We start from the raw sequence: 21,232 nt of genomic DNA on the forward strand, positions 1-21,232 counted from the left end.
CTGTCGCGCGACGTGTCACAGAGGCACTCCTGATGACGAGGGCGGAGCGAATGACACCGATCAGCCGAAGAGGCTTCGTGGGACTGGGCGCTTCCGTAGCCGCGGGCGTGACGCTGGGCGCCGGCACGCGCACGGCGGACGCGGTCCAGCGCGCGGCGACCGGCACGATCAAGGACGTGGAGCACGTGGTGATCCTCATGCAGGAGAACCGCAGCTTCGATCACTACTTCGGGCGTCTGAAGGGCGTCCGCGGCTTCGACGACCGCAGCGGCATCACGCTGAGCGGTGGCCACTCGGTCTTCGACCAGCCGAACGGCCTGGGCCGGCAATACCCGTGGAAGCTCAGCTCCACCCCGCCGGCGGGCGGCAAGGACAGCGAGACCCTCGCCCAGTGCAATGGCGACCTGCCCCACTCCTGGTCCTCGCAGCACTCCGCGTGGAACAAGGGCCGCCTCGACAACTGGGTCTGGGGCGTGGGCAACGTCCGCTCGCTCGGCTACCTGGATCGCTCCGACATCCCCCTCCACTACGCGCTCGCCGACAACTACACCATCTGCGACGCCTACTTCTGCTCCACACTCAGCGCGACCGGCCCCAACCGCACCTACCTGTGGAGCGGCAAGGTGGATTCGTCCAGCCACGACGGCGGTGACGAGTCGGGCCTGACCTGGCAGACCTACGCCGAGGCGCTGCAGGCCGCCGGGGTGACCTGGAAGGTCTACCAGAACGCGGCCGACAACTACGGGGACAACGGCTGTGCCTACTTCACACACTTCGCCAACGCCAAGCCCGGCGACCCGCTGTACGACCGCGGCATGTCCTCGGTGCCGAAGGTGGCCGGTTCGACCCCCGACGACATCGCCGCCGCCCTCAAGGCCGACGTACTCGCCGGCACCCTCCCGCAGGTGTCCTGGATCGTCCCCAACCAGGCCTTCTCCGAACACCCCTATGCCCCACCCGGCGACGGCGCCCACTTCGTCAACCTCGTCTACCAAGCCCTCGCGGCAGACGCCGACGTCTTCAACTCCACCGTCCTGTTCCTCAACTACGACGAGAACGACGGCTACTTCGACCACGTACCGCCGCCGATTCCACCCGCCGGCACCGACGGCGAGTACCTCAACGGGCTCCCGTACGGCTTCGGCTTCCGTGTCCCCATGATCGTCATCTCACCCTGGACGCGCGGCGGTTGGGTCTCCTCGGAGGTCTTCGAGCACACCTCGGTGATCCGGTTCCTGGAGACCTGGACGACGGCGCTGGGCAAACCCGCCAACTGCCCCAACATCAGCGCGTGGCGGCGCAAGGTGAGCGGTGACCTGACCGGTGCCTTCAACTTCGCCAAGCCGGTCTACGGGCCCGTCTCGCTCCCCACGACCAGCGTCATCGGCATCAGTACCTGCGCTCCGCTCCCCAATCCGGCGCCGACGAACAACGCCCTGCCCGCCCAGGAGCCCGGCACCAGACCGGCCCGCGCACTGCCGTACCAGCCCAACGGATACCTGGACCGCTTGGAGTTCGGACCGTCCGGCAAGATCCTCGCGTGGTGCACGATGACCAACCAGGGCGGCCCGGCCGCACGGGCGGCCCACTTCTCGATCCATCCCCACGCCTACCGCGACACCACGCCCTGGCAGTACACCGTCGATGCCGGTGGCACGGCGTCCGACTACTTCAACATCGGCTTGGGCTACGGTGACGGCAAGTACGACCTGACCATGGTCGGCCCCAACCGCTTCCTGCGCCGCTTCCAGGGCGACGCCACCAAGGCGGGCAAGTCCGCCGAGGTCAGCACCCGTTACGCCGTGGAACCCGGTACGGGGAAGCTCGCCCTCTACTTCAAGATGACCAACACGGGCTCGTCCCCCATCACGTTCACGATCGCCTCCAACCGCTACCGAGGCGACGGCCCCTGGACCCACACCGTCGCCGCCGGCGCTTCGACGGAGGACTACTTCAACGCCGTCGCGTACCAGAACGGCTGGTACGACTTCACGGTGACCGTCAATGTCGACACGGCCTGGTCGCGCCGTTTCACCGGGCACCTGGAGACGGGTACGGCCAGCGTCAGCGGCTGATCCTGGCGTTACGGGTCGGGTTGCAGGACGCGTTGGAGCCGTCCCTCCACATGTTCCGCTCCAGTGCTTCAGCCCCGGTGTGCAGGCCGGGGTTGAGGCACGGGCAACCAGTACGCGTCGGTCATGCCTGACAGTACTCTTCGGTCATGACTGATCACCTGACTCGCGCCGTGAGCGGTCGCGGCTTGCCACGGGGGACCGCTGGATATGCGGAGGCGGCGGAGAAGCTGGCTGTTCAGTACGAGGAAGTCACCTTCGAGGAAGTCCACCGCGACGTACTGCAATTCGTTCCGGCCGAGCCGGCCCGGATCCTGGAGGTGGGTGCCGGGACGGGGCGCGATGCCGCCGCGTTGGCGGCTCGTGGACACAGCGTCGTGGCGGTCGAGCCGACCACAGAGCTACGGGAACACGCACGGCGGCTGCACGCAGACAGCGACATAGCTTGGGTCGTTGATGCTCTTCCGGACCTGACGCTGAGCCGTCACCCGGGCGAGTTCGATGCGATCTTCGCCACCGCGGTGTGGATGCATCTGGATCCCGAGGAGCGCCGACGTGCGATGACCAGGATCGCCGGGTTGCTCGTTCCCGGCGGCAGGTTCTTCGTCAATCTGCGTCACGGTCCGGTGCCCGCGGGCCGCCATATGTTCAACGTGTCCGCCGCTGAGACAGCCGAGTCGGGCCGTGCGCACGGGCTGCACAGGCTTCATTGCAGTGAGCGTCTCGATCTTCATGGTCGTGACGACGTCCGATGGAGCTGTCTGGTCCTGCAAGCAGACGGGATCAGCGACAGGGCCGACTGACGTCCGCGACCGCCCCGGCCGCTGGCCGTGCGGTCGCGGATGTCGGTCGAAGGCTCCGATCATTCGGCCTCGGGTGGGGTGGTGAAACGCGCGCGCAAGGCTGCCAGGCCGGATGCGTACACCACGTCGCCGAAGAGCCGCTCGACCTCAGGAACGGTTTCGTCCGCGCCGTTGTAGATCGCTGACCAGCGCACCTCCGCACCCTGGTCATGGGCGACGACGGTCAGTGTCGCCTCGTAGTCGGTGATTGGAAGGGGCGTGTCGAAAACCGTGTAGCGGAACGCACGCGCACTGTCGTCCCTGGCGAGTAGGCGTTCGCGGGCGACCACCGCCCCGTCGAGCAAGAACGCCCGTACCGTACCCGGCATTTCAGGGTCGTCCCCCTCCTCCATGACTGAGGGCGGGACCGTCGGATGCCAGTCGGCGAGCCCGGCGAAACGGCCGATGGTGCGCCAGACCGAGTCGGGGTCCATGGGAAGCACGGTGGTGCGGATGAGGCTGTGCCTGCGGAACATGTGGGGTACCGGTGGCTTGGGCATGCGGGGCACCTCGGTCTGTTGTCTGTGATCTGTTGTCTGTGATCTGTGGTTTGTGCGTCCTCGGCGGGGGGCTCGGCGCGGGTGCGCAGCGCGAGGACCGGGCCGCCGCTGCGTGCCTGGGGTGGTGGGCTTGCGGTGGGCTTGTGGTGGGTCCTGGGCTGAGGGTCACCAGGTGCTGTCGCCGCGCAGGGTGGCGTCGGCGCCCCCGTCGAGGAAGATGACCTGGCCGGTGACGTGCGAGTTCTCCGGGGAGGTCAGCCAGGCAAGCAGCGGTGCGACGTGTTCGGGGCGGGCGTGGCCGTGCAACGGCATCGGGACGGTCGCGTCAACGGCTTTCCGTATCTCGGCGTCGGCGAGCATGCCCGCGGTCATCGGGGTGAGGATCGTGCCTGGGGCGACGGCGTTGAGCGGGATGCCGGCGGCCGCCCAGTCATCGGTGACGGCCGCGCGGCGGAGCCAACGTGCGATGGCTGCCTTGGACGAACCGTAGATCGCATACCCCTCCCCCCGGTCGATGGCTGCCTGGGCAGCGGCCACGGTCGCCTCCTCGTCGCCGGAGAGTGCGGCATCGACGATGGCCGGGTCATGCGGATGGATCGAAGCGACGGAGGAAATCAGGACGGCGCGCGGGTCGGTTCCAGCGGCGAGGAGCGGGCGCAGCCCGTCGAGGGTGGCGACCACGCCGAAGTAGTTGACCCGGATGGTGTCTGTGGTGAAGTGAGCGAGGCCGGCACAGGCGATGACGGCATCAAGGCGTCCACCGGTCAACTCGTTGGCCCGGTCGACGAGTTCCCCACGGCCTTCGGGTGTGGCGAGGTCCGCGCTGATGTCGGTGCCTTCAAGGTCAGCGCCGATCACGATGTGGCCTTGCTGGCGGAGGTGGGCGGCGGTGGCTTTGCCTATGCCGGAAGCGGCCCCGGTGATGAGGTAGGTGCGCTCCGAATCGCAGGAGGTACGGGACATGGTCGGCTCCCTTTTGGCAGGTATGGGCGGCCCGCTCGGGGTGACGCGGGTGGCGGGTAGCGATGATGTGGACGACGCCTGGGTGACGTAGATGAGGTAGATGACGGGGTGACGTGTCGCGATGAGGTGGTGAGGGTCCGGCGGCGTGCAGTTGTCGGACTCTCCGGACTCTCCGGACTCTCCGGACTCTCCGGGCGCTCGACCACGTCGACAGTGGCGAGCAGTGGTGAGTAGTGCTGACCGCGCTCACTGTCCTCGCGGCAGCGCCAAACGCCGACCGCTCCGTTTGGCCCCTCAACTGCCCCTTCCAGTGCTGGCGTTGAGGAATTCGTTCAGGCGACGGAGTCAGCGTACCTCTTTTTTGGCATGACGTGCCAACCGGCTTGTCTATGCCAACATGAGGGGAGGTAGACATGGGGACCGGATCGAAGGTGAGGAGAGGCGGATGACAGTAGCGCGAGGCAGACCGTCGCTGACGGAACGGCGGCGGCAGGAGACCCGGCAGGAGATCGCGGAGGCCGCCGCCGTGCTGTTTTCCGAGCAGGGTTACGACGCGACCACGGTCGAGGACATCGCCTCAGCGGCCGGCATCTCGCTGCGCACCTTCTATCGCTACTGCGTGGCGAAGGAGGACGCGCTCACGCCCCTCTTGACCTCCAGCGTCGGCCGGCTTGTCGAAACGCTGGCCACCTTGCCGACCGACGAGCCGCTGACCAGCGCGGTGCAGGCGGCTTTCGGTGCACCGGCTTCGGTCCAGCAGCTCGCGGACATGGAGCGCGCCCGCCGGCTGATCCGCGTCATGGGCAGCGTGCCGGCGATCCGCATGCGGTGGCTGGCCGCCGGGCGGGACATGCAGGACCAGCTGTTGGCGGTGCTCGCGGCCCGCACGGGAGCGTCGCCGGACAGCCTGGAGGTACGGCTGATGGCCACTGCTCTCCTGGACGCGATCAACGTCGCTCTGGAGTACTGGGCCCGGCAGGACGAACCGGAGGACCTCGTCCAACTGACTCGTCGCGCGCTGGACTACCTGCGCATTGACGAGCTGTAGTTGGTGCAGTCCGTGGTCCGTGGTCCGTGGTCCGTGGTCCGTGGTCCGTGGTCCGTGGTCCGTGGTCTGTGATCCGTGGTCGGCGCGATGAGCAGGTGGTGCCGGAGGCTCTGCCGAACCCCGGGGGCTCTCAGAAATGTCTCAGGGGCGCCGGTCAGGGACTGCTCAGGGGCCGGTCAGGGACTGCTCAGGGTTGATCCCTGATGGCATGTGAGGCCATATCAACGAGAGTTGATGGCATCTCAGTGATCCATGGCCAAGCGGCCACCGCCCTTGGGAGCAGCCCGATGCACCTCCGCCCTTCCGCCCTCCGTCGCATTGCCGTGGCCGGCTTCGCCCTCGCCGCGATCACGGCAGGTGCATGCGCTCCCGCCGTGATGGCCGTCGATGCGGTTCCACGGCAGGAGGCGGCCGTTGCAGCCTCGTTCGATCCTGCGCCGATGCGAGGTCTGCTGACCCGTCTGCCCGATCCCGTTGTCGCCGGTGCTCTGGTCAGAGTGGTGGGGGAGCGGCGGGCGATGCCGTGGACCGGAACCGCGGGGGCGGTTTCCCGTGATGTTCACTTCCGTATCGGCAGTGTGACGAAGACCTTCACCAGCACCGTCGTGCTCCAACTGGTCGCCGAGCGCCGTATCGTCCTGGACGCGCCCGTCCGGCGCTATCTGCCCGACCTCATTCCGCCCGCATACGGCGCCGTCACCGTGCATGAGCTGCTGGACCACACCAGCGGCCTACCGGCCCCGGCCGGCATACCCGGGCCTGCCGACGGCCCCGGTTGGTGGCGCAGGAGCGTGTCGCCGCAGGACGTGGTGCGCCGTGCCTTCGCAGCCGCCACATCCCCCAAGCCGGGGAACCAGCCCACACCCGGCAGTGTCCAGCAGTACAACGGCGTCAATACCTTCGTCCTCGGCCTCCTGGTCGAGAAGGTGACCGGCCGAACCTTCACCGAAGAACTCACCCGCCGCATCATCCAGCCACTAGGACTGCGCCACACCAGCCTCCCCTCGTCGGACGACATGTCCATCCCGGCACCCCACGCGCGCGTGTACGTCGGTACGGACGACGTGACCGAGCAGAGCCCCTGGGCGTGGGCCGAGGGCGGCATGGTCTCCACCGCCGCTGATCTGGACCGGTTCATAACCGCTCTGTTTCGCGGCCGTCTGCTCCCGCCCGCCCAGCAGAAGCTGGTCTTCACCGTGCCCCGGGTGGACAGCGCACCGACGAACACCAACTGCATCAACAAGACGAGCTGCTTCAGCGTCGGCGGTCTGATGCGGGTCATCCTCGACAACGGCGTCACCGTGTGGGGCAAAACGGGCTCCCTACCAGGGTGGACCAACGGCGTCTTCACCACCCGTGATCTGAAGCGCCGCGTGGCCTACTCCCTCAATCCGACCGGCACTGCCTCCGAACGCCCCTATGTCATGGCCGTCGTGAACGCCGCATTCCAGAGCGTCGGCTGAACGACGGGGGCGGTCGCCGCCCGGAGCCTCTTCGGCCCGACCAGCACTCACATCAACGGGCGGACCGCCCGCCCCGCAAGGCGCCGGGCTCGCTGTCGCTCTGGTCACCGCCCGGACCACCGACCGCCGGCCCAGAGCGGTGCGGACCAACCCTTGCGTCCTGACGCGCCCCGAAGGGGAGGGGCGACGATGCCGCACCCCTCATCCTCCCCGATCCGCGATGCGCACCGAGTTTTGAAACATATTTTACGTGAAGTACGCAACTTCAGCCCGTACTCTCGCCGTCTGACAGGAAGTCGGGCCCGTCAGGGCCGAAGGGCGAGAGAGTGGGGCAGGTCGTGGGGCGGCGCAAGGGCGGCATAGGGATCGCACTCGTCACGGGGGCGATGCTGGTGGGCGCGAGTGCCTGTGGCGGGGGCGGCGGTGACAAGACGAGTGGGGACGACGGAAAGGCGCCGGGCAAGCCGAGTGCGAGTGCCTCCCCGTCGCCGAAGAAGCCCGCGGGCCCGCCGATGCTGCTGGACACGATCACCCCGCAGACGGGAACCAAGGTCGGCGTGGCCATGCCGATCTCGGTGGTCTTCACGAACCCGGTGTCGGCAAAGGCCCGGGCCACGGTGGAGAAGCACATGAAGGTGAGCGCCTCGCAGCCGGTGGCCGGGGCCTGGCACTGGTTCGGCGACAAGCGCGCCGACTGGCGACCGAAGACGTACTGGCCCTCCGGCACCAAGGTGAAGATCGACGCTGACATGAACGGCGTCAGCAACGGCAACGGACGCTACGGCGTGCGCAACTACACGCACACCTTCACGATCGGCGACGACGTGCGCGCGGAGGTCTCGGTGACCGGCCACACCATGAAGGTGACCCGGAACGGCAAGCCGGTGCGCACCCTGTCGATCAACGCGGGCAGCGCCCAGTATCCGACGTGGAACGGCACCATGGCCGTCATCGACAAGCAGGAGAAGGTCCATATGACCTCCTGCAGCGTCGGCATCAGCTGCGACAAGGGCAGCCCCAACTACTACGACCTGACGCTGCCCTGGGACATCCACCTCACCCAGTCCGGCACCTACGTGCACTACTCGACCGGCGACCCCAATCCGGGCAGCGGCAGCGCCCGCGGCTCGCACGGCTGCGTCCACCTGTCCATGTCGGACGCCAAGTGGTTCTACGGCCAGGTCAAGCAGGGTGACCCGGTCACCATCACCGGTTCGCCCCGCGCCAAGGCCCCGGCCGACAACGGCTACGCCGACTTCAACCTGGGATGGGACCAGTGGCTCGCGGGCAGCGCGTCCGGGGAGGGGAAGACCGCGACGCTGTGATGCGCTGCGGTGGCGGTGTCCGTCAGGAGGCGATGATGACGACCGCGGGGCGGCCCTCGTAGGCCAAGGCGGACGGCGTCCGCACGATCCACAGCGCACGCACCTGGCGCGCGTAACACGGCCACATCGCCGCGCCCGTCGCCGTCTGACCTGCTCTCCGGCCGAGCGCACCACGCGTGCATCGGCAGCGCACGCCGTTCACGAATCCGGGCGACGGATCACCGTCGGCGGCAACCCGCTGGCCGTCGCCGTCGGCCATGCCGTGGTCGAGCTGCTCCGCAGCGGCGAGTACCAGGCACGGGCCGCCGAACTCGGCGAGCGGCTGCGCGGCCGGCTCGACGAGCTCGTCGGGCGCGGCGCGGTCGCCGTCAGGTGCCGCGGCCTCTGGGCCGGCATCGACCTCGACCCCGCGCTGATGACGGGACGCCAGGCATGCCTGCGCCTCCTGGACCGCCGGGTGCTCGCCAAGGACACCCACGGCCACACCATCCGGCTCGACCCGCCATTGGTTGTCGAACCCGGTCAACTGGAGTGGCTGTGCGATCAGTTGGGTGAAGTCCTGAGCCTCCCCGGCAGCTGACACCTGTCCGGCCGGCGAAGTGCTCAGCGCGCGGGACTCCGCGTGCCCCTCATGGCGTCGGTGCTGACGGGCGCAGCAGTGAGACCAGCAGCCCCGTGAACTGGCTTGCCGCCCAGGGGAGCCGTCGGCCGAGCATCGTCTGTACCTGGGCCTCGCGGCGGCGGAAGACGGGGTGGCTGAGGGGTACGTAGACGACACCTTCGGCGGTCGGTTCCGGGTGCAGGTCGCCCAGGTCGCCGACGAGGGCGACGCCGCCACCGGAGCGTACGAACTCGTACTTCGAGGCGATGGCGTCGCATACCAGAGCGGGGTGGACGGCCAGGCCCTCCAGTTGCACGCCGGTGTCGAACAGGTCGCGCTGGGTGGTTCCCGTCGGGGCCAGGGCCAGCGGGTACGCGCACAGTTCGGCCAGGCCGACCCGCTCCCGGCCGGCGAGTTCGTGTCCGGTCGGGACGATGGCGGCCATGGGTACCACGACGGCGCACTCCACCCGCACGTCGTGCCGCGGGCCCATCGCGTAGGTGACGGCGATGTCGGCGATTCCCTCGGCCACCCGCCGGGTCGCCTCCTGGTGGGATACGCGGTCGAGTTGGAAGGTGACGTCCGGGTGGTCGCGTCGGAAGGCCGCCATCGCGTGCGGAACGAGGCGGCGTGCGAAACCCTCCGAGCAGGCCACGGTGATGTTGCGGGCGTCCGCGCCGCTGCCCGTACGCAGTTCGCTGAGGAGCTCGGAGGACTCGGCCTCGCTGCGGCGGGCATGTGCCAGCAGGCGTGACCCGGCGTCGGTCAGGGTCATTCCGCGCGGATGCCGGACGAACAGCGGAACGCCGATTCCGGATTCAAGCTTGGCGATCTGCCTGCTGATCGCCGAAGGGGCGACCCGCAGATTCTGGGCAGCCTCGCTCACCGCTCCCGTACGGGCGACTTCGAGGAAGTACGCCAGGCTCACCGGCATGAGTTGCATCGGACCTCCATGAGGCGAGGCGGCCTACCGCCTGCCGTGTACACCGATGCGACGCGCACACCGGTTTGCCGAGATTAGAACGCGGGGCAGCACAAACGGCAATAGTCAGGGGATGAGAGGCGCCCTTACGCTGCTGAGCCAACACGGCACGTGCCGTGCACCCGCACCTGTGGCATTCCCGGGAGTACCTCCAGTGATCCCTGAAAATCTGGTCCGGCGGGCCGAGGCGTACGTCGACTCGGGCGCCTTCTTCGCCGAACTGAGCGCTATGGTCGGCTATCCGACCGAGAGCGCCCGCCCGCAAAGTCACCTTGCCGTTAAGGCATACCTGGACGAGGTTCTCGTACCCGCGCTGACCGCTCTCGGGTGTTCGGTGGCCGAGTACGCCAACCCGGACCCCCGCGGCGGCCCGTTCCTCGTCGGTACCCGCGTCGAGTCGCCGGATTTGCCGACGCTGCTCTGCTACGGCCACGCCGACGTGGTGGACGGCCACGCCGGCCGGTGGAGCGAGGGCCGCGACCCGTGGACCCTGACCGCCGACGGCGACCGGTGGTACGGCCGCGGGGCGGCCGACAACAAGGGACAGCACCTGGTCAACCTCGCGGCGCTGCGGCTGCTGCTGGAAGAGCAAGGGGCACTCGGGTTCAATCTGACCTTCCTGTTCGAGACCGGTGAGGAGATCGGCTCGCCGGGGCTGGCCGCCTTCGCCGCCGCACACCGCGAGGAGCTGCGGGCCGACGTTCTGATCGCCTCGGACGGGCCGCGCCTGGACGCGACGACGCCGACGCTCTTCCTCGGTGCGCGCGGAGGCGTCAGGCTCCAGCTCGATGTCGACCTGCGCCCGGACGCGTACCACTCCGGCAACTGGGGCGGCATCCTGCGCAACCCCGCCACCACCCTGGCCGGCGCCATCGCGAGCCTGGTCGACGGCCACGGCCGCATCCAGGTCCCCGCGCTCCTCCCGCCCGAGATACCGGATCCGGTGCGCCGGGAGCTCGCAGCTGTCACGGTCGCGGGCAGTCCCGGCGATCCCGCGCCCGACGAGGGATGGGGCGAGCCCGGTCTGACCGCGGCCGAGCGGCTCTACGGCTGGAACACCCTGGAGGTCCTGTCGCTCGGCTCGGCCGACATCGATCACCCGGTCAACGCGATCCCGGGCCGGGCCCGCGCCGTTCTGCAGCTGCGGTACGTCGCCGGTACCGACGTGGGCCGGGTGCGGGAGGTCGTCGCCGGACACCTGGCCGCCCACGGCTATCCGATGGTCGACCTGACCGTCCACAGCAGTTTCCCCGCCAGTCGCACACCGCTCGACGACCCGTGGGTGCGCTGGGCCAAGGCGACGCTGGAGCAGGTCACCGACCGGCCCGTCGCGGTCCTGCCCAACATCGGCGGCTCGCTGCCCCACCACGTCTTCACCGACGTCCTCGGCCTGCCCACCCTGTGGCTGCCGCACTCGTACCCCGGCTGCCTGCAGCACGCACCCGACGAGCACCTGCTCGGCACGATCGCCCGCGAGGGCCTCGTGCTGGCGGCCACGCTCTTCCACGCCCTCGGCCACCCCTCGGCGGGCACACCGCTCCCCCCACGCGGCTGACCCCCACTTCCCCACGCACCGCGGCCAACCCCCATCCTCCCCAGCTCATCGTTCCACCTCCCGCTCTCCGTCCCCCTCCCCGCTCGGCCTGACGACCGTCAGCCGGGCGCCTGCCGGAAGGACCCACGATGACCCGCATCTCCCCTCAACCCACCGAGCCGGGAACGTCCCCGGCCGCACCCCCGGGACGAGCATCCGCCAAGCGCGCGATAGCGGCGGCGACCATCGGCAACGCCCTGGAGTTCTTCGACCTCGCCCTGTACGCCCTGATGGCGACCTACATCGGCAAGACGTTCTTCCCCCACGACAACCCCGGTGTCCAACTCGTCCAGGCCTACGCCGTGTTCGGCATCAGCTATCTCATCCGCCCGATCGGTGGCCTGCTGCTCGGCTCGTACGCCGACCGACAGGGGCGCAAGAAAGCGCTGATGCTGTCGATCCGCCTGATGGTGCTCGGCACCGGACTGATGGCGTTCATGCCCGGCTACGCCACGCTCGGGTTCCTCGCACCGCTGGGCATCGTGCTCGCGCGGCTGGTCCAGGGCTTCGCGGCCGGCGGCGAATTCGGCGCCGCCACCTCCTTCCTGGTCGAGCAGGACAACCGGCGCAAGGGCTTCTTCGGCAGCTTCCAGTTCGCCAGCCAGGGACTGGCCACCGTGGTGGCCGCCGGATTCGCCACCGGCCTGACCGCGGTGCTGTCCGACACCCAGATGACCGCCTGGGGCTGGCGGGTGCCGTTCGTCTTCGGTCTCCTGGTCGGTCCTGCCGGCTATGTCATACGACGCTACGTCGAGGAATCGCCCGCGATGGCGCAGGTACCGGCAGCGGGGGAGAGCGGTGGTACGCCTTCGCCGGTCCGCTCGGTGTTCCGCCGTCACCGGGGCGGCCTCCTGGTCGCCGGCGGGGCGCTGGTGGTCTCCACCGCCCTCAACTACTCCCTGCAGTACCTGCCCACCTTCGCGATCAAGGAACTGGGGTTGGACGACTCGCTGTCCTTCACCGCCCTGCTCATCACCGGCACCATCCTGACCCTCGGAACTCCGGTCGTCGGCCTGCTCGCCGACCGCTTCGGCCGGCTGCGGATCATGATCCCCGCCGCAGCCCTCATCGGCCTGAGCGCCGTCCCGCTGTTCATCTGGCTCACCAACGCACCGTCCTTCCTGGCCCTCGCGTTGTGCATGACGGTCCTCGGACTGCTGAAGGCGGCATACTTCGGCGCGCTGCCGTCGGTGATGGCCGATGCCTTCCCGGCCGAAGCCCGCGCGACCGGGCTCGCGTTCAGCTACAACACCACGGTCGCGCTCTTCGGCGGATTCACCCCCACGATCGCCACGACCCTGGTCACGGCGACCGGCTCGCGGATCTCCCCGAGCTACTACCTGCTGGCCGTCTCCCTCCTGAGCATCGCGGCGCTGGTGGGTGGTTACCGGTTCCGCGGCATCCGCTGACAGAACGGTCGCAAGTGCCGGCAGGGCAGCCGCCTGTGGACAGCTGCCCGTCAACAGCCGCCCGGCCCCTGGGACGCACCGTGGGTGAGGCACCCCGAGGACCGCGGGGCAGCTACCTGCGGAGTTGGGCGGCGATCTCGTGGGAGAAGGCCGCGACGCTGGTGTAGACGCCGGGGGTGGGGGTGGAGTCGCTGCTGTGGGCCAGCCAGCTGACGATGCCGATCAGTTTGCCGTCGGAGACGAGTGGGCCGCCGCTGTCGCCTTCCGCATGATGGGCCCCGGTGACGGCGTCGTTGGCGCAGGTGTGCATTGCGGGGTCGAAGTCCCCGGGGTTGAGCCGCTGGCATGTCCGGTCGGGGAGGACGCGCAGCTTCGCCGAGCGCAGGACGTTCGCCGCGCGGTCCTCGTTGTCCAGCAGGCCCCAGCCGTAGACCCGTGCGCTGGTGCCCGGCCGGTACGGACCGGCGTCGGCGGTGGTGGCGATCGGCAGCGGGGTGTATTTCGCCGGCATGGGCTTGTCGAGCGTCAGGACCGCCACGTCGTTCTCCAGATGCCGGCCGAACCGCGGGTGGATCCAGGCCTTCCGCACCTTCCGCATCGCGCCGTCATGGCGGCGCAGGTCGGTGCGGCCCGCGACCACCCCCACATCGGTGGGCTCTTCGTCGACCACGCAGTGGGCCGCGGTGACGACCTTGGTGGGGGTGACCAGGGTGCCGCCGCAGAACTGGCCCGAGCGGGGATAGCTGTCGGTCTGCCGCCACAGGTTGATCGAGACGGCCCATGGCGCCTGTTCCGTGGTCGACTTCTGCCCGCCGATGATGGCGTGGGCGGTGGCGGCCGGCAGCACGGCGAGGCCGACGCCGACGAGCGCCAGGAGACAGGCCAGGACGGGCAGACGCGCTGCCGTGTGTTGTCGTCGTGTCATCGTCATTCCCTTTGCTGTCCGGCTATCCGGCTATCTGGTCCTGGAGGAGTGCGTAGTAGGAGGCGGTCTTGTTGGCGACGCCCGGGTAGAGGCGGTCGGTGCAGCTGCCGCCGCCACTGATGACCCCGACGAGCCGGCCCTTCACGACCACCGGCCCGCCGCTGTCCCCGTAACAGGCATTGACCCCGCCGGCCGGATAGCCCAGGCACATCGTGTAGCGCTTGTCGTAGCGGCGGCTGCCGTACGCGGTGACGCACCCCCCGTCGCCCCGGTTGGGGAGCAGCGCGGTCTGCAGCGGCGGCACGCGCTTGTCGTCATCGCGGCCCGTGGTGGAACCCCATCCCAGGACCCTGGTGGGCGTGCCCTCCTCGTACAGCTGCTGCTGCGCCGGGGTGGCCAGCGGCAGTGTCCGGTAGGGCAGGGGGGCGTTGAGCGTGAGGACGGCGATGTCGTGCGCGTACTTGGCGCCGCTCCCGTCGGTGACGGCCTTGGGGTGAATCCACGCCTTCACGACCTTGCGGACCGTGCCCGTCCGGGTGTTCCGAAGGTCTTCCCGGCCGCCGACCACCCGGATCTGATCGACGGTGGCCGGGTTCACGCAGTGGGACGCGGTCAGCACCTTGCGGGGTGCGACGAGCGTGCCGGCGCATTCCGGGTTCTTCACGTCGTCCGCCGACGTCAGGGTGACTGCCCAGGGGTACTTCTTGATGTCGGCCCGGTCTCCTCCCACCACCGCGCCGGCCGTCGGGACGGCCGCCACCACCAGGGCCATCCCGGCCAACACCGCACCCACCAGGACACCGTGGCGTGTTCTCGCTGAGTTCATTGCTCCTCCGTGACGATCGAACAATGCCGCCCAGTGAGAGCCCGGGCAGCACCGCACGGTTGTCCACGACACGGTGGCTCTTGCCCATCACGGCCCCCGGGGGCGGCAGTTCGGCCATGCGAACGTCGACCGGGAGGAGCGTCCGGAAGCCGGATCCTCTGGGTGTGTGCGCCTGGCAGCCCGGGTCGCAGCGGCTGGCTGGGGGACGACCGGCCGGATGCCCCTCACCGCCTGCCCCTGACCGCTTGCTGTGTCAGGCACCGCGATGCCTGACGAGCAGTTCCTTCCGGGCGCGGTCCCAGGTCTCCGTGGGGTCGAAGGTGTCCGAGGGCCAGGTGGTCGAGGTCAGGGAGCCCCTTCCCCGGTACGCGCGCATGATCTCGACATGGGGCGGCCAGGCGATGAAACGGTGCAGGGCAGCTTCGTCCCGCCAAACCGCCACGGCACCGCAGCGGCGGGCGACAGGGCGCGCCCACAGCCACATCCCATGCGCCCCCTCCAATGTCGGCCAGCCCACGGCGAGTCGCCTGGCCGCGCGGTAAACGCGCGGCAGATCCCTGACGTGGTCGAGCCGGAAGTCGGTCACGCTGATGAGGACGGGACCGCCCTGGCCGTGGTCCCGCCCGGAGATCCAGGACGATCTCAAGAACTTCATATGCATATGCTTACGATCTGCATTCGCGTACGATCTGTCAACGGGTAAGTGAAGTGCGGTGCCAAGTACGCAAAACCGGGAACGACCAGAGGAAGCGGGGAATCAGAGACGGGGCGCCTGGGGCGGCCGCATCCGGCTGCGGATGACCACGCTGCCTACCGTCTTGTCGTGCAGACACTGCCGGAACGGCCGGTCCCAGAGGCAGAACAGCGCATCGATCTGACCGAGCACCGGCACCATCCCCATGACTGAGTGCGCCAAGTGCCGCCTCAGGGCCTGTCCGTAGGAGAGCCGGCGCCCGTCGGTGAGCCGTACGACGCGCACACCGCAGGTGAGCTTGCCCACCGTGCCTCCGAAAAGGGACGTCATCAGGGGCGAGTAGAGGAAGGACATCGCCAGGGCCGCCATGAGGACGAGGCCGAACGGCGCCTGGCTGGAGATATTGACGAGGCCACAGACGATTGCGATACCTGCCGACGGCAGGGCCAGGAGGACAGCCATGGTCAGCACGTCGATGGCGACGGCGAGCAGCCGCAGGCCCTGATTGCCGACGGTCTGCGCAGATAGGCTCGGCCGCCTCGTCGGGGCGGGTCCGGCTCCGGGGTGCTCGGGAGGCGGCATGTGCGGCCGTACGGAGGACGGACCTGCTGCCTGTGTCGCGTTCATGGTGCCAACTTCCTTGCTTCTTGCGGCCCCCTTGCGCCGAAAGGTGTCCTGGCGGCAGGCGGAAGGGTGCTCGACTCGACTCGTTTCCATCGTGGTCGCGGGGCGGCCTGGATCCGTCGCTCTCAGGTCGTGCATCAGGGGCCTGCCCAAAGGCAGAGTCGCTGGGTGGGCGTACGACTCGTGGCGGACAGGGGCTCTGCCTGGAGGGAGACCCGACAGCCGTCGCTGTTCAGGATGCGTTCAGGCTGTGGCTGGAAGGGTTGGGCGGCGTACGACGTCATCGCTGTGCGCGGTGCCGCGTATCTGACACTTCCCGCCAACGCGCGCACACGGACGCGCCACCGGGCCACCGACAGCGCCATGCGCAGGCCCTACGGCACGACGTGCGGCGGCGCAGACGCCACCCAGGAGGATCCACCTTGCCTGAGCCCGAAGTCCTGACCGATCTGGACGTCGCCGGTACCGACAGGTACGTGATGCGGAAGCTCCCGGAGGTCACGCTCGCCTTCTGGGTCATGAAAATCGCCGCGACCACCCTCGGCGAAACAGCCGGTGACCTCTTCGCCCAGACCCTCAAGCTCGGCTACTTCCTCACCACCATCGCACTGTTCCTGATCTTCGTGGTCACGCTGGTCGTGCAGCTCCGGTCCCGGCGCTACAACCCCTTCTGCTACTGGACGGTCATCCTCTCCACGAGCATGGCGGGCACCACCATGTCCGACTTCATGAACCGTGACGCCAGCGCCAAGTTCCTCACCGACGGTGCGAAGTCGCTCGGCTGGGGACCGCAGGGCCTGGGGCTGGGGTACCCCACCGGCGCAGCCATTCTGATCTCGCTGCTGATCGCCATCTTCGTCATCTGGAAGTTCACCGGTCTGACGTTCGCCATCCGCGACATCGTCTCCTTCCGCGCGGAGGCCCTCTTCTGGGCGGCGATCCTGGTGTCCAACACCCTGGGCACCTCGATGGGGGACTTCCTCTCCGACAGCTCGGGACTCGGGTACGCGGGCGGCGCCCTGCTCGTCACCACTGTGCTCGCCGTACTGGTCGCCCTCATGCGGGTACCGACCGTTCCGAACGTGGTGCTGTTCTGGATCGCCTTCGTCCTCACCCGGCCCCTCGGGGCGACCGCGGGTGACTTCCTGACCAAGCCGCTCGCCAAGGGTGGGTTGGACCTCGGTACGGCGGGCTCATCGGCGGTCCTTCTCGCGGTACTGCTCGGCCTGATGGGCTACGCCCACGTCCAGGAGCGCCGGACCACCGTTTCCGAGGACCGCACCCTCATGGACGTTTCCTGAGGACCGCACCCTGATGGACGTTTCCTGAGCGTGGCGCGGGAGGCAAGCCCCGTTGGCCACCGTTCCCTCCCCGGGGCGGGCGGCCGGCGGGGCCATGTCGTCCGGACGGGCCGTGCCATCCGGATGTGCCGTGTCATCCGGCGGGGCCGTGTCATCCGGCGGGCAGATCGACCACGAAGCGCGCGCCCGCGGTGTGGCCGGCGTCGTGGCTCACTGCACCGCCGGCGGAGTGGGCCAGGCGTCGTGCGAGCGGCAGACCCAGGCCCGCTCCGGTGTGGCCGTCCGCCGGTTCGGCGCGTCGGCCCGGTTGGAAGAGCTGCGTGGTGAAGGTGGCCGGGACACCGGGACCGTCGTCGACGACCGCCACGCGGATGCCGTCGGGCCCAGGCACCACCTGTAGGGCGACCCGCGAGCGGGCGTAGCGCAAGGCGTTGTCGATGAGCGGGGCCACGATGCGCTCCAGCAGCGCGGCGGGCACCCCGGCCAGCACGGTGTCCGGGCCGTCAAGCGTGATGTCGACGCCCGTGATTCCGGCGCGCGTCATCTCGGTCACCCCAGCCCCGGCAACCGTCGTCTCGGCCACCGTGCTCTCGGCAACCGAGATGTTGGCCTTCTCGCGGGGACTTCGCTGATCGGTGAAGCGGCGCAGTACGGCCATGACGTCCGTCGTGCCGGGAACGGTGTGTGCGCCGGCCCGGGCGTCGTCCAGGACGGTCTCGCAGATGGTGCGCATGGAGGCGGCGGCCTCGGCGATGGCGGTGTGGGTGGTGCGGGTCTCGTCGGCGGAGCGGGGCCGGGCTTGCCACCAGTCCAATTCGGCGGTGATCCGCGCCAGGGGATTGCGCAGCTCGTGGGAGAGCTCCCGGGTGAGTTGCTGTTCGTGGCGCAACACGGCACGGATCCGGTCGAGCAGTTCGTCCAGTGAGGCCCCGAGCCGGGAGAGTTCGGCGGGGCGGTCCCCAGTGCCGAAGCGCTCTTGGGAGGCGACCACGCTCCACCGGGTGGCCTGCTCCGTCATGGTCCTGACCGGGCGCAGGGCGCGTCCCACCGCCAGCCGGGTCAGGACGTAGGTGCAGGCCAGGACGGTGGCATCGAATGCGAGGGAGGCGATGAGCAGGGTGTCGGCCGACGCACGGTACGGAGCGAGGTTTATGGCGGTGACGACGGTGGCGACGGCGGCGGTGGGCCTGGCACCCGGCCGGACCCCGCCCACGGGCTCGGCGCACAAACGTATGCGATCTCCGGCCGTCACCTCGTTGCAGCGCTTGACGCCATGAGCGGCGAGACGGGTGGCGGCCCGAGTGATCGTGCCGTCGGCCGCGGCTGAGGCGGGGTGCTCCAGCAGCCGGGTGCCCGCGTAAATCCATACGTTGGTGTCCAAGGCGGCGTCGTGCGGTGTCTCCAGGACGCGTACCGGCTGATGGCGGGTGTCGACGGTCGCGGCCACCGCACTTGCCCGGGTGCGCAGTTCGTCGTCGGCCTGTTGCTGGAGATGCTGGCGGACGATCGCGTTGAACACGACGGTGAGGACCACCATCACCAGCGTGGCGGTGGTCAGCGCCACGAGGGACAGCCGGCCCCGCAGCGTACGGGGGCGGCAACGGCCGGCCAACGCGGAAATGAGGCGTGGGGCAGTGGTCGTGGTCATGAGAGCCGGTGCCCGACTCCCCGCATGGTGCTGATCGTCAGGCTGCTGCCCACCTCCCGGAGCTTGCGACGCAACCGGCTCAGGTACTGGTCGAGGGTGTTGTCGCTGACCTGCGCGCCTTCCGGCCAGCCGGCCCGGACGAGCTCCCGTCTGCCCACCACTGCCCCCAGTCCCGCCATCAAGGCCGCAAGCAGCCGGAATTCGGTGGGTGTCAACGCCACGTCGACGCCCCCTGCAGTCAGGCTGTGGTGCACCGGATCCAGGACCAGGTCCCCAGCGGCCGTAGGCCGGGCCGGCCCGGATCGTTTGAGGGCGGCGCGCAACCTGGCGGTCAGCTCGGCGAGATGGAAAGGCTTGGCGAGGTAGTCGTCACCCCCGGCGGAGAACCCGCTGAGGCGGTCATGGAGCCGGTGGTGCGCGGTCAGGAAGACGACCGGGCTGGCGAACCCCTGCGCCCGCATCGCCTGGCACACGTCCCGCCCGTCCGCGTCCGGCAGTCTGACGTCCAGCACCACCGCGTCCACGCTGTCGCCGGTCAGCCGCAGAGCGGTCGCGCCGTCCTGAGCGGCCAGCGTGCCGAAGTCCTCGTCACGCAGACCGCGTACCAGCACGTCCCGCAGCGCGTGGTCGTCCTCGACGATCAGAACGGTGGGACGCACAGATGATCACCTCACAACAAGTTCGGGAGCCGGGGCCGGGATACCGCATCCGCCCCAACTTCTGGGCAACGCTTCCGGAGACCGGTAGGCCGGCAGGCCGGTAGGTGGCGTGCGGTCGGGACGCAGCGGTGTGGCCGCAGGCGCCTCCTGTACTGCGGTGACCCGTCCGGCAGTGGCCCGGACGTGGTCGTCCCGGCCGATGCAGATGGCGGGGGCACGGCCGGACGACAGCGCCGTCGGGCCGACTACAGACAAGTAGACGGTCTACCGCACTGTAGACGATGACGGCGGGAGGGTTGGTGTTTGTTCGTCGAAAGTGCGCTGTTGGTCGGCTTCTGTCTGCCTGCCGACTCCCTGCTCTTCACGGGGGCTGCCGTCTCTGACACTCGGCAACGAACCATCAGACTGAGGTCAGGCTCATACGGCGGGTCGTTGCCCACAGGAGCAGGGCGGCGAGGCTGAACGACGTGCCGAGGGCGGTCACGGCCGGCCAGCCTGCCGTCGCGTAGGCGAGGGAGGAGCCGAGGGCGCCGAGGCTGCTGCCCGCCGAGTAGAAGACCATGTAGCCGCCGATGATCCTGCTGCCCGCGTCGGGTTGCACGGCGTGGATCAGGGTCTGGTTGGTGACGTGGACCGCCTGCACGGCGAAGTCCAGCAGGACGGCGCCGATCGCCAGCGCCCACAACGATTGCCGGGTCAGGGCGATCGGGAGCCAGGAAAGCGCCAGCAGGGCGAGGCCGATGCCGGTCGTGCGCTGGGCGAGCCCCCGGTCGTTCCAGCGCCCGGCCACTCCGGCGGCGACGGCCCCGGCCGCCCCGGCGAGTCCGAACGCGCCGATCGCGGTGTGCGACAGCGACCACGGCGGAGCGCTCAGGGGCTGCGCCACGCCGCTCCACAGCGTGCTGAAGGCCGCGAACACCAGCAGGGCGAGCGCGCCCCGGATCCGCAGCAGCGGATGGCGGACGAACAGAGTGACGGTGGAGGCCACCAGTCGTCCGTACGACCCCTCGCGCACCCCGGTGGACGGCGAGCCCGGGGGCAGAACACGGCGCAGCAGCAAGGCGAGGACGGCGGTGACGCCCGCGGACACCAGGTAGACCGCCCGCCAGCCGGCGAGGTCGGCGAGGACACCGGCGGCGGCGCGGGCCAGCAGGATTCCGGTGACGATGCCGCCGGTGACCGTTCCGACGGCGCGGCCGCGCCGGGCGGGCGGGGTCAGGGCGGCAGCCGCCGCGACCATCGTCTGGGCGACGACGGCGAGCAGCCCGACCACGGCGAGGGCGCCGAGCAGCGCCGCCACGCCCGGTGCCAGCCCGGCGGCCAGCAGTGCGAGTGCCAGGAGCCCGAGCTGAGCGGTGACCAACCGCCGATGGTCGAGCAGGTCGCCGAGCGGTACGAGCGTCAACAGGCCGGTCGCATAGCCGAGTTGAGTCACGGTGACGATCGCACCGAGCAGCCCTGAGCCGAGCGCGAACCGCTCTCCGAGGGTCACCAGCAGGGGCTGCGCGAAGTAGACGGTGGCCACGGAGCTGCCGCAGGCGAGGGCGAGCAGGGGCACGAGCCGGGCGGGCGGCGAGGGGTCCGGCGCCGACGCCGTGGCATGCGCCTCGTGGCCGCCGGTTCCGCTGCACTCGCCGACCGTACCGGAGCACTGGACCGCCATACCGACACACCTTCCGCTCAACTTGGTTTCATCTTGCTACCGGCGTGACAGTAGCCATCCGAGGTAGCATGTTGCAACCACCCCTGGAAGGGT

The 21,232-nt window shown here is 69.5% G+C and carries 19 protein-coding genes and 1 pseudogene; 9 read left to right on the forward strand and 11 right to left on the reverse strand.

Annotated features, from left to right (window positions below; genetic code table 11):
- Positions 1-50: 50 nt before the first annotated feature.
- Together AB0E02_RS02520 and AB0E02_RS02525 are read left to right on the forward strand one after the other, a co-directional pair.
- A complete protein-coding gene (locus AB0E02_RS02520; RefSeq protein ID WP_362135112.1) occupies positions 51-2,075 on the forward strand; it encodes a phosphocholine-specific phospholipase C in 2,025 nt (674 codons plus the stop codon).
- Between the two features lie 146 nt (positions 2,076-2,221).
- The gene (locus tag AB0E02_RS02525; protein ID WP_362135114.1) at positions 2,222-2,875 is read left to right on the forward strand and encodes a class I SAM-dependent methyltransferase; all 654 of its coding nucleotides are present in this window, start codon (positions 2,222-2,224) and stop codon (positions 2,873-2,875) included.
- A 59-nt stretch (positions 2,876-2,934) separates the two neighbouring features.
- Here the strand turns inward: AB0E02_RS02525 and AB0E02_RS02530 are convergent, their stop codons facing one another.
- Together AB0E02_RS02530 and AB0E02_RS02535 are read right to left on the reverse strand one after the other, a co-directional pair.
- The gene (locus tag AB0E02_RS02530; RefSeq protein WP_362135116.1) at positions 2,935-3,414 is read right to left on the reverse strand and encodes an SRPBCC family protein; all 480 of its coding nucleotides are present in this window, start codon (positions 3,412-3,414) and stop codon (positions 2,935-2,937) included.
- 165 nt (positions 3,415-3,579) lie between these two features.
- A complete protein-coding gene (locus AB0E02_RS02535) occupies positions 3,580-4,377 on the reverse strand; it encodes an SDR family oxidoreductase (RefSeq protein WP_362135118.1) in 798 nt (265 codons plus the stop codon).
- A 445-nt stretch (positions 4,378-4,822) separates the two neighbouring features.
- Here AB0E02_RS02535 and AB0E02_RS02540 point away from each other — a divergent pair, with 445 nt between their 5' ends.
- From AB0E02_RS02540 to AB0E02_RS02550, 3 genes are all read left to right on the forward strand, one after another.
- Entirely contained in the window at positions 4,823-5,425 is a 603-nt protein-coding gene (locus AB0E02_RS02540) for a TetR family transcriptional regulator (protein ID WP_362135120.1), read from the forward strand.
- Positions 5,426-5,748: 323 nt separating this feature from the next.
- A complete protein-coding gene (locus AB0E02_RS02545; RefSeq protein ID WP_362135122.1) occupies positions 5,749-6,888 on the forward strand; it encodes a serine hydrolase domain-containing protein in 1,140 nt (379 codons plus the stop codon).
- 386 nt (positions 6,889-7,274) lie between these two features.
- A complete protein-coding gene (locus AB0E02_RS02550) occupies positions 7,275-8,213 on the forward strand; it encodes a L,D-transpeptidase (RefSeq protein WP_362135561.1) in 939 nt (312 codons plus the stop codon).
- A 22-nt stretch (positions 8,214-8,235) separates the two neighbouring features.
- Here the strand turns inward: AB0E02_RS02550 and AB0E02_RS02555 are convergent, their stop codons facing one another.
- Positions 8,236-8,472 carry a hypothetical protein gene (locus AB0E02_RS02555; protein WP_362135572.1) on the reverse strand — a complete coding sequence of 79 codons (237 nt, stop codon included), beginning with the start codon at positions 8,470-8,472 and terminating at the stop codon, positions 8,236-8,238.
- On the opposite strand from AB0E02_RS02555, the pseudogene AB0E02_RS02560 reads away from it, so the two are divergent.
- A pseudogene (locus AB0E02_RS02560) lies at positions 8,434-8,793 on the forward strand (aminotransferase class III-fold pyridoxal phosphate-dependent enzyme); the annotation flags it as partial. The gene AB0E02_RS02555 and the pseudogene AB0E02_RS02560 sit on opposite strands and share 39 nt — an antisense overlap.
- A 49-nt stretch (positions 8,794-8,842) precedes the next feature.
- On the opposite strand, the gene AB0E02_RS02565 reads toward AB0E02_RS02560, so the two are convergent.
- The gene (locus AB0E02_RS02565; protein ID WP_362135124.1) at positions 8,843-9,757 is read right to left on the reverse strand and encodes a LysR family transcriptional regulator; all 915 of its coding nucleotides are present in this window, start codon (positions 9,755-9,757) and stop codon (positions 8,843-8,845) included.
- 193 nt (positions 9,758-9,950) lie between these two features.
- Between AB0E02_RS02565 and AB0E02_RS02570 the strand changes: the two genes are divergently transcribed.
- Both AB0E02_RS02570 and AB0E02_RS02575 read left to right on the forward strand, forming a co-directional pair.
- A complete protein-coding gene (locus AB0E02_RS02570; protein WP_362135126.1) occupies positions 9,951-11,351 on the forward strand; it encodes a M20 family metallopeptidase in 1,401 nt (466 codons plus the stop codon).
- Between the two features lie 128 nt (positions 11,352-11,479).
- Positions 11,480-12,799, forward strand: coding sequence for an MFS transporter (locus tag AB0E02_RS02575; RefSeq protein WP_362135128.1), 1,320 nt, complete (start codon positions 11,480-11,482; stop codon positions 12,797-12,799).
- Positions 12,800-12,911: 112 nt separating this feature from the next.
- Here the strand turns inward: AB0E02_RS02575 and AB0E02_RS02580 are convergent, their stop codons facing one another.
- The 4 genes from AB0E02_RS02580 to AB0E02_RS02595 all read right to left on the reverse strand — a co-directional run bounded on the left by AB0E02_RS02580 (position 12,912) and on the right by AB0E02_RS02595 (position 15,871).
- On the reverse strand, positions 12,912-13,724 hold the full coding sequence (locus AB0E02_RS02580) for a serine protease (protein WP_362135130.1): 813 nt from the start codon (positions 13,722-13,724) through the stop codon (positions 12,912-12,914).
- Between the two features lie 22 nt (positions 13,725-13,746).
- Positions 13,747-14,550 carry a serine protease gene (locus AB0E02_RS02585; protein WP_362135132.1) on the reverse strand — a complete coding sequence of 268 codons (804 nt, stop codon included), beginning with the start codon at positions 14,548-14,550 and terminating at the stop codon, positions 13,747-13,749.
- Positions 14,551-14,803: 253 nt separating this feature from the next.
- Positions 14,804-15,205 carry a hypothetical protein gene (locus AB0E02_RS02590; RefSeq protein ID WP_362135134.1) on the reverse strand — a complete coding sequence of 134 codons (402 nt, stop codon included), beginning with the start codon at positions 15,203-15,205 and terminating at the stop codon, positions 14,804-14,806.
- A 102-nt stretch (positions 15,206-15,307) separates the two neighbouring features.
- Complete coding sequence (locus AB0E02_RS02595; protein ID WP_362135136.1) at positions 15,308-15,871, reverse strand: RDD family protein; 564 nt, start codon at positions 15,869-15,871, stop codon at positions 15,308-15,310.
- Positions 15,872-16,290: 419 nt separating this feature from the next.
- Here AB0E02_RS02595 and AB0E02_RS02600 point away from each other — a divergent pair, with 419 nt between their 5' ends.
- Positions 16,291-17,169, forward strand: coding sequence for a hypothetical protein (locus AB0E02_RS02600; RefSeq protein WP_362135138.1), 879 nt, complete (start codon positions 16,291-16,293; stop codon positions 17,167-17,169).
- Positions 17,170-17,320: 151 nt separating this feature from the next.
- Here AB0E02_RS02600 and AB0E02_RS02605 read toward each other — a convergent pair whose 3' ends face one another.
- From AB0E02_RS02605 to AB0E02_RS02615, 3 genes are all read right to left on the reverse strand, one after another.
- Positions 17,321-18,817 (reverse strand): HAMP domain-containing sensor histidine kinase, encoded by a 1,497-nt coding sequence (locus tag AB0E02_RS02605; RefSeq protein ID WP_362135140.1) that lies wholly within the window; start codon positions 18,815-18,817, stop codon positions 17,321-17,323.
- Positions 18,814-19,476: a response regulator transcription factor gene (locus AB0E02_RS02610; protein ID WP_362135142.1), complete on the reverse strand. Its 663-nt coding sequence runs from the start codon at positions 19,474-19,476 to the stop codon at positions 18,814-18,816. The genes AB0E02_RS02605 and AB0E02_RS02610 overlap by 4 nt, the downstream gene beginning before the upstream one ends.
- A gap of 400 nt (positions 19,477-19,876) precedes the next feature.
- A complete protein-coding gene (locus tag AB0E02_RS02615) occupies positions 19,877-21,139 on the reverse strand; it encodes an MFS transporter (RefSeq protein ID WP_362135144.1) in 1,263 nt (420 codons plus the stop codon).
- Positions 21,140-21,232: the final 93 nt, after the last annotated feature.

It is taken from the genome of Streptomyces sp. NPDC048196, from assembly GCF_040652715.1.
In the GTDB taxonomy this organism is placed as follows: Bacteria; Actinomycetota; Actinomycetes; order Streptomycetales; family Streptomycetaceae; genus Streptomyces; species Streptomyces siderophoricus.

Coding starts and splice junctions, on each gene's coding strand:
- AB0E02_RS02615 (WP_362135144.1), bottom strand. CDS start 21,139: ATGGCGGTCCAGTGCTCCGGTACGGTCGGCGAGTGCAGCGGAACCGGC.
- AB0E02_RS02580 (WP_362135130.1), bottom strand. CDS start 13,724: ATGACACGACGACAACACACGGCAGCGCGTCTGCCCGTCCTGGCCTGT.
- AB0E02_RS02550 (WP_362135561.1), top strand. CDS start 7,275: ATGCTGGTGGGCGCGAGTGCCTGTGGCGGGGGCGGCGGTGACAAGACG.
- AB0E02_RS02530 (WP_362135116.1), bottom strand. CDS start 3,414: ATGCCCAAGCCACCGGTACCCCACATGTTCCGCAGGCACAGCCTCATC.
- AB0E02_RS02595 (WP_362135136.1), bottom strand. CDS start 15,871: ATGAACGCGACACAGGCAGCAGGTCCGTCCTCCGTACGGCCGCACATG.
- AB0E02_RS02535 (WP_362135118.1), bottom strand. CDS start 4,377: ATGTCCCGTACCTCCTGCGATTCGGAGCGCACCTACCTCATCACCGGG.
- AB0E02_RS02565 (WP_362135124.1), bottom strand. CDS start 9,757: ATGCAACTCATGCCGGTGAGCCTGGCGTACTTCCTCGAAGTCGCCCGT.
- AB0E02_RS02575 (WP_362135128.1), top strand. CDS start 11,480: ATGACCCGCATCTCCCCTCAACCCACCGAGCCGGGAACGTCCCCGGCC.
- AB0E02_RS02540 (WP_362135120.1), top strand. CDS start 4,823: ATGACAGTAGCGCGAGGCAGACCGTCGCTGACGGAACGGCGGCGGCAG.
- AB0E02_RS02590 (WP_362135134.1), bottom strand. CDS start 15,205: ATGAAGTTCTTGAGATCGTCCTGGATCTCCGGGCGGGACCACGGCCAG.
- AB0E02_RS02520 (WP_362135112.1), top strand. CDS start 51: ATGACACCGATCAGCCGAAGAGGCTTCGTGGGACTGGGCGCTTCCGTA.
- AB0E02_RS02605 (WP_362135140.1), bottom strand. CDS start 18,817: ATGACCACGACCACTGCCCCACGCCTCATTTCCGCGTTGGCCGGCCGT.
- AB0E02_RS02585 (WP_362135132.1), bottom strand. CDS start 14,550: ATGAACTCAGCGAGAACACGCCACGGTGTCCTGGTGGGTGCGGTGTTG.
- AB0E02_RS02525 (WP_362135114.1), top strand. CDS start 2,222: ATGACTGATCACCTGACTCGCGCCGTGAGCGGTCGCGGCTTGCCACGG.
- AB0E02_RS02555 (WP_362135572.1), bottom strand. CDS start 8,472: ATGGCCGACGGCGACGGCCAGCGGGTTGCCGCCGACGGTGATCCGTCG.